We start from the raw sequence: 13,527 nt of genomic DNA, 5'->3' as shown, positions 1-13,527 counted from the left end.
TCCTTCCAACCGAGTGTGTTCATCTCCGCCGCAATCACGCGGATCGTCTGCTCGACATGCCCGCGCACATCGCTGTCCCGGTTTTGAAGAAATCTCGCCCGTCCAATCGCAATCTGTAAATAGATATTAATTTTATGCTTGATATCCCGCATGATCTGGTCGTAATCGACTGAGAAAAACTGCAGAATCGTCTGGAGCATATCCAGCACCTTATTCTCCGCCTCAATGTGTTCCAGTTCTTCTTCCTTCGCGCATCCCGCCACCAGGCCCTCAAACAGCTCCTGCCGGTTCTGCATCGCTTCCAGCTTTGACCGGATAAAGGAACGGTACATATGAATATTCTGCTGTTTCGTCAGACGCGCGTACTCGCGGATAAAATCGCCCTCACAGTATTCGAGGACATTCTCGGTCAGACTTTCCAGGCTTTCCTCGCGCACCATCCGCTCGATGATTTTTTTGATAAAGGTCGCCAGGCGCTTGAGCGCACCGGAGAGCTGTTTCGCGTTGCGGTAGACCGAGCGCAGCGCATTGACATAGATATCCGGTTCCCACTGGTCGGGATTCTGCAAAATATTATAAATATTGAAAATATAACTTGAAAATTCTTCCCACTCCGGCTTCATCATCTTCTGGAGAAATTCTGCCAGAAAGACGCCCTGCTCCGTCATCATGATATGCTTCTCATACGTCGCATCGTCCGTGTCCTCCTCCAGCCATCCGACCTCTTTCGAGCAGAATTTGCGGATCACGGAATTGGCAAGCTGGTTGTAATTCCGGTCGGTTGTCATCTCATCGTCCAAATAATCAATGTGATTTTCCAGAAGATAGATGGCAAGCGCATCCCGGATGCGGCTGCGGGCAATGCGGTAGGTGATCTCCCGGTCATACTCATGATAAATGAGCAGAAGACAGTCCGAATAAATGCGGTTGCTGCTGCCGCTTGCCAGGCAGTTGAAAAAGCCGATTGGGAGAGCGTCAAAAAGGTTTTTATTTATGTTCACGGTGTATTCCTTCCATATATTTATCTGTATTTAATTATATACTCTATACTGGGAAAATGGCAAGGCTGGGACTGTTTGGTCTGTGATTCCGGTTATTTCAAAGAGACGTTTCCGCCTTTGTTTAACGTGCTCACAAACTGCATCACACATTCTCTCAGCTTTGCAATGCTCCCATTCTCCTCCGTCCCCGGCTTCATACCCATTCCTATTTCCCGGATGCAGGTCGGGGAAACCGGAACGCAGTAGACATCTTCCGTATTTCCGCGGATCATCAGTTCAGACATCATTGAAATGCCCAGTCCTTTTCCCACCATGCGGATCACCGTCTCGTCATCCACATAGACGGACTGCTCCTTTGCCCTAACTCCCTCTTTTGCAAATGCGGCGTGTACATCGATGTCAAACCGCCCATAAGGCATCAGGAAATCTTTTCCTTCAAATTCACGCAGCGGAAATTCTTTGCGCCCATTTAAGGGATACTGCTTTGGCAGAATCGCATACAAAAGTTCATGATACAGCGGAATCCACTCGCATTTCGGTTCTTTCTGTCTGCTTGCAAAAATGACATCCGTCTTTCCGCTCTGTAATAATTCAAATGGTTCCAGCGCATGATCGACCATGCGGAGATCAACGTCCACCTTCGGGCAGAGGCGGCGGAACCGGTATAAAATCTCCGGCATCCAGTACATCGCGATGCTCGCATATGCCGCCACACGGATCGACTCCTCCTGCTGTTCCCGCACCGCCTGAATCTTATTTTCCAGGGTGGCATTTGCCTGCAAAAACTGGCGGATATCCGGCAACAGGTTTTCTCCCGCCTCCGTCAGCGCGATGCCGCTGTAACTGCGGCGAATCAACGGAAATCCAATCTCCCGCTCCAGGCTGTCCACCAGATGGGTCAGCCCCGACTGCGTGTAGCCAACTACCTCGGATGCTTTCGAAAAACTTCCAAGATCTACCGCCGTCATCAATATTTCCAGTTTTTTGGCATCCATGCCGCACCTCCTTTTAGAATATTACATTTTGTCATATTTCTATTATAAACTAGATTTTCACAAACCACAAGGAAGGCTTTATAATGATGATTACAAAAAAGTTTTCAATTCTCATGTAAAAGGAGTGAAGATCTATGACACAGACCTGTCTTTCCCATAAGCAACGGCTTTTAGTTGCCGGAACATTATTCGGTATGTTCTTCGGCGCCGGAAATCTGATTTTTCCGGTACATCTCGGTCAGCTTGCCGGACGCCAGTTTCTCCCGGCAGCGATTGGATTTATTCTGACTGCCGTCGGCATTCCGATCCTGGGTGTTGCCGCGATCGGAAGCACGCATTCGGAGGGACTTCAGGATCTGTCCCGCCGCGTCGGACACAGATATAGCTATTTCTTTACCTGTCTGCTCTACCTGACAATCGGACCGTTTTTCGCTATTCCGCGGTGCGCTACGACCTCCTTTACCGCCGGAGTCAGACCCCTTTTAGGAACACAGCTTTCCGAACAGACTATGCTGCTTTTGTTTTCGCTGATCTTCTTTGCGCTGGTGTTTGTATTTTCCATTCGTCCAGGCAGCATCACGCTCTGGATCGGAAAAATCATCAATCCGCTGTTTCTTCTGTTTCTAGGCGTTCTGATTGTGACTGCCCTGCTTCATCCGAGTATCGAGGTTTCAGCGGCAGTTCCCGATGCCTCTTATCAGAATGGAGCTTTCTTTTCCGCGCTCTCCCAGGGCTATGAAACCATGGATGCGATTGCCGGACTCGCATTCGGGATCGTGGTCATTTCGGTTATTCGCCAGATGGGCGTGCGGGAAGATTCAACCATTGCAAAAGAGGTTCTGCATTCCGGTATGCTGGCTGGACTTCTGATGGCATTTATCTATGTGCTTACCATCCTGATTGGAGTACAGTCACTGGGACAATTCGAACTTTCAGAAAACGGCGGCATCGCCCTCTCCCAGATTGCAGACTACTACCTTGGACGGATGGGCACCTGGATCCTCGCCATCGCGATCACGTTCGCCTGCCTCAAGACCTCCATCGGGCTTGTAACGAGCTGTGCGGAAACCTTTGTGAAACTGTTTCCCCATGCCCTTTCCTACCGTGCATGGGCGGTCGTTTTTACCCTTTTTTCACTCATTGTGTCAAATATAGGACTGTCCGCTATCATCACTTACTCGGTTCCTGTTTTGATGCTGATTTACCCGCCAGCCATCACGCTGATTCTCCTCGCGCTGGTTGGAAATGCATTCCAGCATAGCAAAAAAGTCTATATCTGCGTTACCATTTGTTCCTGGGCAGCTTCCATCTTTGACTTTTTAGCCGCTCTGCCGGACGAAATGCAGTCTGCCCTACATCTGGAACCCGTCATCGCATTTGCCAGACATACGCTTCCGCTGTTTGATTTGAACCTCGGATGGATTCTGCCGTCGCTTGTCGGGCTTTGTATTGGACTTCTCTGGAGACAGAAAGAAAAATCAGCAGACCGCTCACACCTTCCTGCATTCCCCATATCTTAATAGTATGAACGAACTGCAGGAGGCAACCATGAAACGAACTAAATTTGCAGCTGCCCTGGCTGTGCTCACTCTGCTTACCACCCTGACCGGGTGTGGACAGGCGAAGGAGGCGGACGGGGCGCTTGAACCGGTCACACTCAATGAGGTAGCCCACTCGATTTTTTATGCGCCACAGTACGCCGCGATCGAGCTGGGCTATTTTAAGGATGAAGGCATCTCTCTGACACTCGTAAACGGTGCCGGTGCCGACAAAGTTATGACCGCGCTCATCTCCGGGGATGCCGATATCGGATTCATGGGCTCAGAGGCAAGTATCTATGTCTACCAGGAAGGTTCCGCCGATTATGCTGTCAATTTTGCCCAGCTGACCCAGCGTGCCGGAAACTTTCTCGTTGGACGAAGTGCCGAACCAGACTTTTCCTGGCAGGATCTGAAAGGCAAAAAGGTGCTTGGCGGGCGCGCGGGTGGAATGCCGGAAATGGTCTTTGAGTATATTTTAAAGAAAAATGGCATCGATCCAAAAAATGACCTGACAATCGATCAGAGTATCAATTTCGGGCTGACAGCGGCGGCGTTTACAAGTAATGATGCGGATTACACGGTCGAGTTCGAGCCCTTCGCCACCACCCTTGAAACCGAAGGAAATGGTACCGTTGTCGCCTCGCTCGGCGTCGATTCCGGTTATGTCCCCTACACCGCCTACTGTGCAAAGCAGAGCTATCTAAATAGGCATCCGGAAATTATCCAGTCGTTCACGAATGCCATCCAGAAGGGCTTAGCTTACGTCAACTCCCACAGTGCGGATGAAATCGCCGAGACAATCCAACCTCAGTTTCCGGAAACAGACCGCGCGGCAATCGCCCGCATCGTTGAACGCTACAAAGCGCAGGACACCTGGAAAAATGATACCATTTTCCACAGGGACAGCTTTGAGCTTCTGGAAAATATTCTGGAAGAAGCAGGTGAACTCAAGGAGCGGATTCCTTATGAAAAACTGGTAACGACCACGTATTCTGAAAAAGCGGCTGGATTGCAGAATGAATAACTAGCCATGAAAAAAGCTGTCGTGTATCACTATTCAAACATGACAGCTCTTTATTTTTATGCCGCAAACACTCCCATTACCTTCTTAAAATAGTCCCAGAGTCCCGCTTTCTCCACCGTTTCTGCCGCTTCTATCTCCACACTTCCCAATTTCCGTCCATCCAGCCGGTAGACCAGATGTCCGATCACATCACCTTCCCGAACCGGCGCTTTGCGGGATTCTTCCATCATCCACTCTTTTTCGATTCCATCCAGATTCTCTCCTCCCATCGAAAGGTAAGAAAAGGTTCCCCGCAGACGCCCTGCAACCTGTTCCTGGATGCCGCCTGCCACCGTCGTTTCCGGCACAGCTCCCGGATTTTCATCTTTGTAAAGATGACAATTTGCAAACCCATAATTTAATAATGTGACCGCATCCGCAAACCGCGCCTTATAATCCGGTGCTGCCAGAATGACGGCAATCAGATCAACGCCATCTTTCCGCCCGGTTGCGGACAGACAATATTTTGCCAGCGATGTAGAACCTGTTTTCAGTCCCGTCACCTCAAAATTTGTCGCCATTTTCAGCAGCTTATTCGTATTGGAAAGTCCAAATTCCTTCTCTCCCTGCTTGGTTCGGTGCGTTATATTTTCCATCCAGATCGTTGAATACTGAAAAATTTCCGGATACTTCGTGATCAATTCCCGCGACATGAGGGCAATGTCGCGCGCCGACATCGCGTGCGTCGTAGACGCCGTCAGACCACAGCAATCCTCAAACTTTGCTGTCTCCATTCCAAGCCCTTTCGCCCGCTCGTTCATCGTCGCAACAAATGCCTCCTCACTGCCGCCGATATACTCTGCCATTGCCACACTGGCATCATTTCCCGATGCAATGACGATGCACTTGATCAGCGTTTCGACCGTCTGTACCTCCCCTTCTTCCAAAAACACCTGGGATCCCCCCATAGATTTCGCATGCGCGCTGGTCGTGACCTCATCTTGCAAATGAATTTTTCCCGAATGTAACGCATCAAAAATCAGAAGCAGCGTCATAATCTTCGTCACGCTGGCTGGATTTCGCGCCTCGTCCGCATTTTTTTCGTACAAAATAGTTCCGGTGGAGGCCTCCATAAGGATCGCCTCCGGTGACTGGACGGGAAGCTCAGCGGCATTTTCTGCTGCCTGCGCTGTCTCTGCGGTTACTGAAACGGGAATCCACAGTTCCTCCGCGTAAGATGTGAGCATACCATTTCCCCCCAATTTACCAATTCCAAGCTGTATGCCTGACACACATTCTCCCATCGTAAGCACAACCGCTACACCAATCGCTGCCAGCCCTCTCCAAGCATTTTTGTTTAAATACTCTCTTCTCCTGTCTCTGCCATCTTCGTTCCAACACATACATTCTTTTTCCCGAAACAGCTCCTTTTTCACAAACCAACTCCATTTTTCCACACGCTTCCATTTCAAATACCACGCCTCTCCCTGCATGATACATTTTTCATTCATATCTTCCTCCGTCTGCACATACTCTCTTCTCAAGATATGGCATATCCGCCCGTCCCTATGCCAAAGAGAATTGTAAGAAACTGTCATAGACCACCTTTCCTTTTTATGGTATACTATAAGAACACAGACAGGCTTATAAAAACGTTTTCCGCTCTCTATCTTGCTGTGTCGAGTCGGTGGCAAACTTTCTCGGCCTGTTATTACTATCTGACGCAAAAAACGACAGATAAATATGAATAAACAAAAGGTGAAAACTATGATGAGAAGAAATTCCTCCCTTGGAAGCGTTGGATTTTCTGCACGTGGCGGACGTTCCAGGCGACGGCACGGCGGTTCCTCCAAACTTCCGTATTTAATTTTAATCGGCATTCTGATTGTACTGCTTGGAATTGCCGCGTTCCTCTGGGTGCGCCGCTCTCCGGCAGAACATGTATCTTCGGTTCCAGCGTCAACCGAAACGGATTCTGAAAATGGAGTAATTTCCCTTGATAATGCATCTGCACCTGCTGATGACAGCCTCGAGGGTGTCATCGCTCAGGCAAAGCTTCTGGCAGACGGTTATGACTATGACGGGGCAATCAATCTCCTGTCCAGCAGTACATACGCATCTGACGAGTCCGTGACGGCAGCGATTGACGAATACAACGCCACCAAAGAAACACTGGTGCGCGCTGATCCGCGCAAGGTAACGCATGTATTCTTCCATACACTGATTATGGATACCTCGAAAGCATTTGACGGCGACAGCCGCGAAAAGGGTTATAATCAGGTCATGACGACCAAGGATGAATTTATGAAGATTCTCCAGTCGATGTATGAGCGCGGTTTCGTTCTGGTACGTCTGCACGATGTAGCATATGAGGTGACCGCAGAGGACGGTTCCAGGCATTTCCAGGAGGGCGATATCATGCTTCCGGAAGGTAAGAAGCCGTTCGTCATGTCACAGGATGATGTCTGCTACTACGAATACATGGATGGCGACGGATTTGCCTCCCGTATGATTATCGGCGAGGATGGCAAGCCAACGAACGAGATGAAGATGGACGACGGTTCTGTTTCCGTCGGTTCCTATGATCTGGTGCCGTTACTGGATGATTTCATCAAAGAGCACCCGGATTTCTCCTACCGCGGCGCAAAAGCGTGCATTGCTTTTACCGGTTACAATGGCATCCTGGGCTACCGCACCGATTCCGCCTACAATACTGACGAGTACAAAGCGGAACACCCGGATTTCAACTTTGAGGAAGAACGCGCCAACGCAGCAAAAGTCGTCCAGTGCCTGCGCGACGACGGTTTTGAAATTGCCTCCCACAGCTGGGGACACCGCAACATGGGTACGATCCCAATGGATAAATTCCGTGAAGATACCGATAAATGGGCAAATGAAGTCGAAACGCTGACCGGTCCGTGTGATATCATCCTCTTCCCGTTTGGAAGCGATATTGGGGACTGGCATCCGTATGATACAAGCAGCGAGCGCTTCCAGTACCTGTACAACAAGGGATTCCGTTACTTCTGTAACGTAGATTCCTCCCAGTATTTCGTCCAGATCGGCGACGATTATATGCGACAGGGGCGCCGGAACCTCGACGGCTACCGGATGTATTACGACCTTCCGGAAAGTGGAGTCGGCGGCGATCATTTGAGTGACCTGTTTGATGTCAACGCGGTATTTGACCGGTCAAGACCTACTCCGGTGCCGAAGATGACGGAGTAAGATAAAGCTGTAATCCAATTTTAAATAAAAGAAAGAGAAATCGAGCATTTGTTCGATTTCTCTTTCTTTTTTAAAAACCCCGGAGTCTTCCACACTCCGGGGCACACCTTTTCTTTCAAGCACAGCTTTCCGTTGCAAATCTTAGAACTGCACAATCTCCTCAATCGGCTCTGCCTTTTCCACGTAATCTGCATAAAGCATCGGACCTTCGCCCTCATACTCCGGCATATACTCATATTCTACGCGGGCACGTACTTTGACCCAGTCTTTCGTCTCAAGCAGACGGGCATTTTTTGCCTTGCACATGAAACCTAAGAACGTCATATCTGCCTCGCAGCAGGTCATCGCCATACGTCCAGGAACAAAGTTGTTCTTCGGGAAATCCGGGGTTTTCAGTACCATGCCGGTAAATTCAACGGTCTTTCCACGGTAACGATCCGGTTTATCCATCGCATCAATATACCAGATACCATATGCCTCCGGCGGAATCTCGATCACTTCGGCATTGACATCAAATGGAAGATCCGCTTCGGTCACTTCCTCAATTTCGCCCTCTGCGTCCTCAAATACGATCTGAACCTGCGGGTTCATGCCCTTTAAAGTACGGCGGTATACATCCAGATCCTCGATCTCGTCGCAACGGTTCATGATAATCATTTCCGTGTTGCGGACCATGGCACCAATCAATGGTTTCATGTTCTGCAGGTATAAATCAAATGTGGAACCATCGATGATCGTAATCTGCTGATACAGATCCCAATCGTTCGGAAGTTTCAGGGCATCCAGATTCCACATACCGTTCCACTCCATCAGAACTCGCTCCGGATTGTAAAGAAGCTCCAGATCCTGTAGGTATTCCGGCGTCAGCTTTTCCGCTTCCTCTATATAGACAACCGCTGTATGAGTCTGCTTTAAAAGCTCCTCATCATACTCTTCCTCGCCCTCTTCGCAGACAATCAGAAGTGTTTTTCCTTCGGTCTGGAAATAATCCTGCTGCATTGTAAATTTAATAAACTGGGTTTTTCCAGCTTCCAGAAAACCATTGATGAGAAACAACGGCATCTTATCTTCATTCATAGTTCATTCTCCTTGTATTTACGCGTTGAACGCTGCCTTCAGACCCTCTTCGTCCAGCTCGGCACCGATCACGCACACCTTTCCGGTAAAATCCGGTGCTCCCTCACGGATCTCAGCCTGCTCCGGAACCATATCAAAATGCAGCCATACGCCCTTTTCTTCACTCGGAACCATGCCTTTCGCACGAAGAACCTCGCCGTATTTATCACCATAAGCCAGATCATCCAGAATCTTCTGCAGATCTTCTTTCTTCATCACGCCGACATTCTCCAAGCCCCAGCTTGTAAATACATCATCTGCATGATGGTGTCCTTCGTGATCGTGGTGGTGGTCATGGCAGCCACAGCCACACTCGTCATCATGGTCGTGATGATGATGCTCATGGTCATGATCGTGACAGCCACAGTCATCATCATGGTCATGATGATGGTGCTCATGATCATGATCATGGCAGCCACAGTCGCAGTCATCGTCATGGTGGTGATGCTCATGATCGTGGTCATGGCAGCCGCAATCGCAGTCATCGTCATGATCATGATGGTGATGATGCTCATGCATATGCTCTCTTGCCTCTTTCATCAGCTCCTCTGCCATATCATCTTCCTGCTCGATCATCTCAAGAAGCTGTGCGCCGGTCAGCTCGCTGCATGGAGTGGTCACGATGGTTGCCTTTGCATTGTGCTGGCGAAGCATCTCAACCGCGCCCTGTACCTTCTTCGGATCCGCTACATCGGTACGGCTTAACACGATCGTGCCTGCATTTTCGATCTGGTTGTTGAAAAACTCACCGAAATTCTTCATATACATACGGCATTTGTTGACATCTACCACGGTAACCGCACTGTTTAACATAACCTCAATCTCAGAAGCTACATTTTTTACTGCATTCATAACATCAGACAGCTTGCCGACGCCTGACGGCTCGATGATAACACGATCCGGCTGATATTTGGTCAGAACTTCCTCGAGGGAACGTCCAAAATCGCCGACCAGAGAGCAGCAGATACAGCCGGAGTTCATCTCACGGATCTCGATGCCAGCGTCTTTTAAAAAACCGCCGTCAATGCCGATCTGTCCAAATTCATTTTCAATCAGAACGACTTTCTCGCCTGAAATTGCTTCTTTTAAAAGCTGTTTAATAAACGTAGTCTTTCCTGCACCCAGGAAACCGGAAATAATATCAATCTTTGTCATTTTACTTACCTTCTTTTCTGTACAAATGTGTACTGACTGTAAATCATTGTCCGCCCGGTACCTGGCATCCCGGCAATGTATAGCTTTACATCGCCCGAATCTGCCGAAGTTCCGATCAGCCACTTATTATTTTACACAAATACCTAGTAAAGTCAAGCATCGGCAAAATCCCGTTACTGGGCGCGTGTGAACAGTAACGTTTTTAGCCTCACATATATGCAGCCTTTTTGAGACCAAAAACGCCCTATAAAGACACAGTAATCGTCCGCTTCCAGCTCGCCCCAGCATACACTGCCGTGATAAGCTCTGCCAGCCAGAACGCGTGCCAGACACCGGTAGGACCGATGATCCGGCTGAGCACAAATGCGATCGGAATGATAATCACGACATAGCGCATCAGGGAAATTTTCAGAGATTTAAGTCCCATTCCAAGTCCCTCAAACGCGCCGGAAGCAATGACGGAAACCGTTGACATGACAAAGCCCGGGCTGATGAGCCGGAGCGCCGTTCTGCCGATCTCCACCGTCGAAGGCGTCTGCGTAAACAGCCCCATCAGGAAATCCGGCATCAGCTCGCCAAGCAGGGTTCCCGCTGTCATGATAATGCCAACAATCATGAAGGCCGCGCGAAAGATCTTTTTCACCCTCTCCTGCTCACCTGCACCGTAATTGTAACCGATCAGCGGGCGCATTCCCTGCACCACGCCGCTGGCTCCCTGATAAAGCAGTGCCTGCAGCTTGTAGTAAACACCCAGCACCAGAATATATACCTGCGAAAATGGTGCCAGAATCGCATTGAGCGCCGTCAGAAGCAGGGATGTCAGCGCCATATTGAGTGTTGCCGCGACTCCGACTGAATACATACCGCCGCAGATCTCCTTCGACGGACGCATTTCCCGCAGCGAAATCTCCACATTTAACGGTTTCACATGGTTTAAAATCAAATAAAACAGCAGCGACGCCGTCTGCCCGATTCCTGTCGCCCACGCCGCACCGCAGATTCCCAGTTCCGGCATGGGGCCTAATCCAAAGATAAAGATCGGGTCCAGCACGATATTGACGCCGCATCCAATCAAGACGGCTGCCATCGATATTTTCATCTTTCCAACCGACTGGTAGACCTTTTCATATGCCATTCCCATCGTGTCGATCGTTGAAAACAGAAACACATTGTAAAAATACGTCAGTCCATAGGAAATCGTTACCTCATCGCTCGTAAACATCCGCAGGAAATACGGAATCACCGCCATTCCTAAAATCGTTAAAATCATTCCATGTAAGGCACTTAAAAATACTCCCTGCGATGCTGTCTGGTTCGCCATCCGTGTTTTTCCTTCGCCAAGGCGTCTCGCCACCATCGCATTGATACCAACGCCAAACCCAACCCCGGCTGCGTGCGCAAGGTTCTGGATCGGATAGACAAGCGAAACCGCCGTCATCGCGTCCTCACTGATCATTGCCACGAAAATGCTGTCCACGATATTGTAGAGTGCCCCGGCGATCATCGATATGATGACCGGGATTCCCATCGAAAGCAGCAGCGGGACAACTGGTTTTTCTTTCATGTAGGTCTGATCCATTTTTCCATCTCCATTCCTTTTTTATTTTTCACTTTTCATGAGCGTTTCTGACACATTCTTCGCAGAAAAAAAACACCTGGGGTTCTTCTGCAAAGCATTTCTTATCAAATAAAAAAGAGACTACGGACTTTACTGTTTATCTCAGAAACAGTACAAACCCTATAGTCTCTTTAACGCTTAGACAAGCTATTCGATTTTCGTTTTCTATCGCCGACCAGCAACTCCGCAAGCTTTTGCTGGCGATCTGCCCATTCCGGCAACCGGATATTATTATAACCGCAAGCCATTTTATTTGTCAACCACTCCCCGGCAAATCATCGCGGCAAATTCCTGCTGCCACCACGTTTTCTTACGGCACTTTCGGTTTCAAAAGTGCCTACCCGTGAACAGAAACATGAGCATACAGAATGTGTATGTTTTACAAAAAACATCCTATTTGCGGGCAGTAGCAGCTATCCCTCTCTGTATCAGCGAAAAGAGCAGAAACGCTGCCAGATCCACCACAACAACGCTCGCGCCCGCCGGTGTTGAGTACGTGTAGGACATCACCATTCCTCCAAAGAAACAGATCAGCGACAGAATCCCCGATGCGATGACCACCCCCCGGAAGCTCTTGAACACCCGCATGGAGGTCAGAGCCGGGAAAATAATCAGACTGGAGATCAGCATCGCGCCCATCATCCGCATTCCAATCACGATCGTGATCGCGGTCAGAACCGCTATCAGCACGTTATAGAGCGACACATTGACGCCGGTCGCCTTGGCAAAGCTCTCATCAAAGGTAACCGCAAATACTTTGTTATAGCAAAAAAGATATAATCCAAGCACCACCATGGAAAGCACCGCCGCAAACTGGACATCTTCCCGGCTCATCGCGAGAATGCTTCCAAACATATAGCTGCTGACATCGGTCGTCATACCGGTTGTCAGGGAAGTTACGATAATACCGATTGCAAGCGCACTGGCCGAGATCATCGCAATCGCAGCGTCACTCTTTACTTTTCCATGTTCCGTGATCCGCAGCAGGAAAAATGCCGCCAGCACGACCACCGGAATCGAAACCTTTAAAGGTGACCAGCCTGCCGCCAGTGCGATCGAAAGGGATCCGAACGAAACATGGGATAAACCGTCTCCAATCATTGAGTAGCGTTTGAGCACCAGGCTGACACCCAGCAGAGAGGCGCAGAGAGAGACTAAAAGACCGCCGATCAGCGCCCGCACCATAAACGGGTATGATAACATTTCAGATATAATTCCCATCTTCTACACCTCCTTCTCCGCATTTCTGTCTTTCAAATGCTGTTTCGTTTCAGAATCAGTTTCCGAACCCATTTCCGGCTTCTGCATCTTCCTGATTCCATCCTTCTGCATCGGCACTCCGCATCTGTGTCCCAGAGTTGCCAGCTCTTCCCGTCCCAGGAAAGAATGAGCAATCTCACTCTTCACATATTCTTTCATCGTACCCCAGAACAGCGGCTTCTGCCGCATCTGCAAAATTTTTCCTCCCTGATGCACAATATTTGCCATATCATGGGAAACCATCAGGATTGCAACCTTTTCTTCCTGATTCAGTTTCCGGATCAGCTGGTAAAAGTCCAGAATCGCCGACGGATCGAGTCCCGTGATCGGCTCATCGAGAATCAGCAGCTTATCCGTCGCACAGAGCGCCCGCGCGATCAGAACACGCTGTTTCTGACCGCCGGAAAGCTCTCTGAAACAGCTTTTTTCCAGATCGCGGATTCCCAGACGATCCAGATTTGCCCGCGCCTCTTTCTTTTCTTTCATCGAATAAAACGGGCGGCTGCCGCGTTTTCCCAGGCACCCGGAGATAACCACCTCAAACACAGTCGCTGGAAAGTCCTTCTGCGCGTCGGTCTGCTGCGGCAGGTAACCAATACCGGCTTTTTTT

The 13,527-nt window shown here is 49.4% G+C and carries 10 protein-coding genes and 1 pseudogene (1 of these 11 only partly in view); 3 read left to right on the top strand and 8 right to left on the bottom strand.

What is annotated here, in order from left to right:
• Together QVO97_RS08015 and QVO97_RS08010 are read right to left on the bottom strand one after the other, a co-directional pair.
• Window positions 1-1,001: Wadjet anti-phage system protein JetA family protein (locus QVO97_RS08015; RefSeq protein ID WP_288189367.1), on the bottom strand; the 1,001-nt coding region annotated here is incomplete at its 3' end.
• Between the two features lie 92 nt (window positions 1,002-1,093).
• Window positions 1,094-1,996, bottom strand: a complete 903-nt coding sequence (locus QVO97_RS08010) for a LysR family transcriptional regulator (protein WP_022359822.1) — start codon at window positions 1,994-1,996, stop codon at window positions 1,094-1,096.
• Window positions 1,997-2,130: 134 nt separating this feature from the next.
• Here QVO97_RS08010 and brnQ point away from each other — a divergent pair, with 134 nt between their 5' ends.
• Together brnQ and QVO97_RS08000 are read left to right on the top strand one after the other, a co-directional pair.
• Window positions 2,131-3,516, top strand: a complete 1,386-nt coding sequence (brnQ, locus tag QVO97_RS08005; protein ID WP_022359821.1) for a branched-chain amino acid transport system II carrier protein — start codon at window positions 2,131-2,133, stop codon at window positions 3,514-3,516.
• Between the two features lie 28 nt (window positions 3,517-3,544).
• Window positions 3,545-4,561 (top strand): ABC transporter substrate-binding protein, encoded by a 1,017-nt coding sequence (locus tag QVO97_RS08000; RefSeq protein ID WP_022359820.1) that lies wholly within the window; start codon window positions 3,545-3,547, stop codon window positions 4,559-4,561.
• 56 nt (window positions 4,562-4,617) lie between these two features.
• Here QVO97_RS08000 and QVO97_RS07995 read toward each other — a convergent pair whose 3' ends face one another.
• The gene (locus tag QVO97_RS07995) at window positions 4,618-6,084 is read right to left on the bottom strand and encodes a D-alanyl-D-alanine carboxypeptidase family protein (protein ID WP_288189364.1); all 1,467 of its coding nucleotides are present in this window, start codon (window positions 6,082-6,084) and stop codon (window positions 4,618-4,620) included.
• A gap of 223 nt (window positions 6,085-6,307) precedes the next feature.
• Between QVO97_RS07995 and QVO97_RS07990 the strand changes: the two genes are divergently transcribed.
• Entirely contained in the window at window positions 6,308-7,768 is a 1,461-nt protein-coding gene (locus tag QVO97_RS07990; protein WP_022359818.1) for a polysaccharide deacetylase family protein, read from the top strand.
• A 141-nt stretch (window positions 7,769-7,909) separates the two neighbouring features.
• On the opposite strand, the gene QVO97_RS07985 is transcribed toward QVO97_RS07990, so the two are convergent.
• The 5 genes and pseudogenes from QVO97_RS07985 to QVO97_RS07965 all read right to left on the bottom strand — a co-directional run.
• Window positions 7,910-8,845: a TIGR03943 family putative permease subunit gene (locus tag QVO97_RS07985; protein WP_022359817.1), complete on the bottom strand. Its 936-nt coding sequence runs from the start codon at window positions 8,843-8,845 to the stop codon at window positions 7,910-7,912.
• Window positions 8,846-8,863: 18 nt separating this feature from the next.
• Window positions 8,864-10,039 carry a CobW family GTP-binding protein gene (locus tag QVO97_RS07980; RefSeq protein ID WP_022359816.1) on the bottom strand — a complete coding sequence of 392 codons (1,176 nt, stop codon included), beginning with the start codon at window positions 10,037-10,039 and terminating at the stop codon, window positions 8,864-8,866.
• A gap of 244 nt (window positions 10,040-10,283) precedes the next feature.
• The gene (locus QVO97_RS07975; RefSeq protein ID WP_022359815.1) at window positions 10,284-11,618 is read right to left on the bottom strand and encodes an MATE family efflux transporter; all 1,335 of its coding nucleotides are present in this window, start codon (window positions 11,616-11,618) and stop codon (window positions 10,284-10,286) included.
• A gap of 432 nt (window positions 11,619-12,050) precedes the next feature.
• Window positions 12,051-12,878 carry a metal ABC transporter permease gene (locus QVO97_RS07970; protein WP_022359814.1) on the bottom strand — a complete coding sequence of 276 codons (828 nt, stop codon included), beginning with the start codon at window positions 12,876-12,878 and terminating at the stop codon, window positions 12,051-12,053.
• 144 nt (window positions 12,879-13,022) lie between these two features.
• A pseudogene (locus QVO97_RS07965) lies at window positions 13,023-13,527 on the bottom strand (metal ABC transporter ATP-binding protein) (its annotated part continues 228 nt past the right edge of the window); the annotation flags it as partial.

The organism is Clostridium sp. CAG:43, from assembly GCF_000434655.1.
Classification (GTDB): Bacteria; Bacillota; Clostridia; order Lachnospirales; family Lachnospiraceae; genus Otoolea; species Otoolea fessa.
The sequence above is the reverse complement of the archived record's forward strand: the minus strand, read 5'-3'. Positions and strand labels throughout refer to the sequence as shown.

Bases quoted from the DNA above. Each gene is read 5' to 3' on its own strand.
- QVO97_RS07975 (WP_022359815.1), bottom strand. From the start codon at position 11,618: ATGGATCAGACCTACATGAAAGAAAAACCAGTTGTCCCGCTGCTGCTT.
- QVO97_RS07970 (WP_022359814.1), bottom strand. From the start codon at position 12,878: ATGGGAATTATATCTGAAATGTTATCATACCCGTTTATGGTGCGGGCG.
- brnQ (WP_022359821.1), top strand. From the start codon at position 2,131: ATGACACAGACCTGTCTTTCCCATAAGCAACGGCTTTTAGTTGCCGGA.
- QVO97_RS08000 (WP_022359820.1), top strand. From the start codon at position 3,545: ATGAAACGAACTAAATTTGCAGCTGCCCTGGCTGTGCTCACTCTGCTT.
- QVO97_RS07980 (WP_022359816.1), bottom strand. From the start codon at position 10,039: ATGACAAAGATTGATATTATTTCCGGTTTCCTGGGTGCAGGAAAGACT.
- QVO97_RS08010 (WP_022359822.1), bottom strand. From the start codon at position 1,996: ATGGATGCCAAAAAACTGGAAATATTGATGACGGCGGTAGATCTTGGA.
- QVO97_RS07985 (WP_022359817.1), bottom strand. From the start codon at position 8,845: ATGAATGAAGATAAGATGCCGTTGTTTCTCATCAATGGTTTTCTGGAA.
- QVO97_RS07990 (WP_022359818.1), top strand. From the start codon at position 6,308: ATGATGAGAAGAAATTCCTCCCTTGGAAGCGTTGGATTTTCTGCACGT.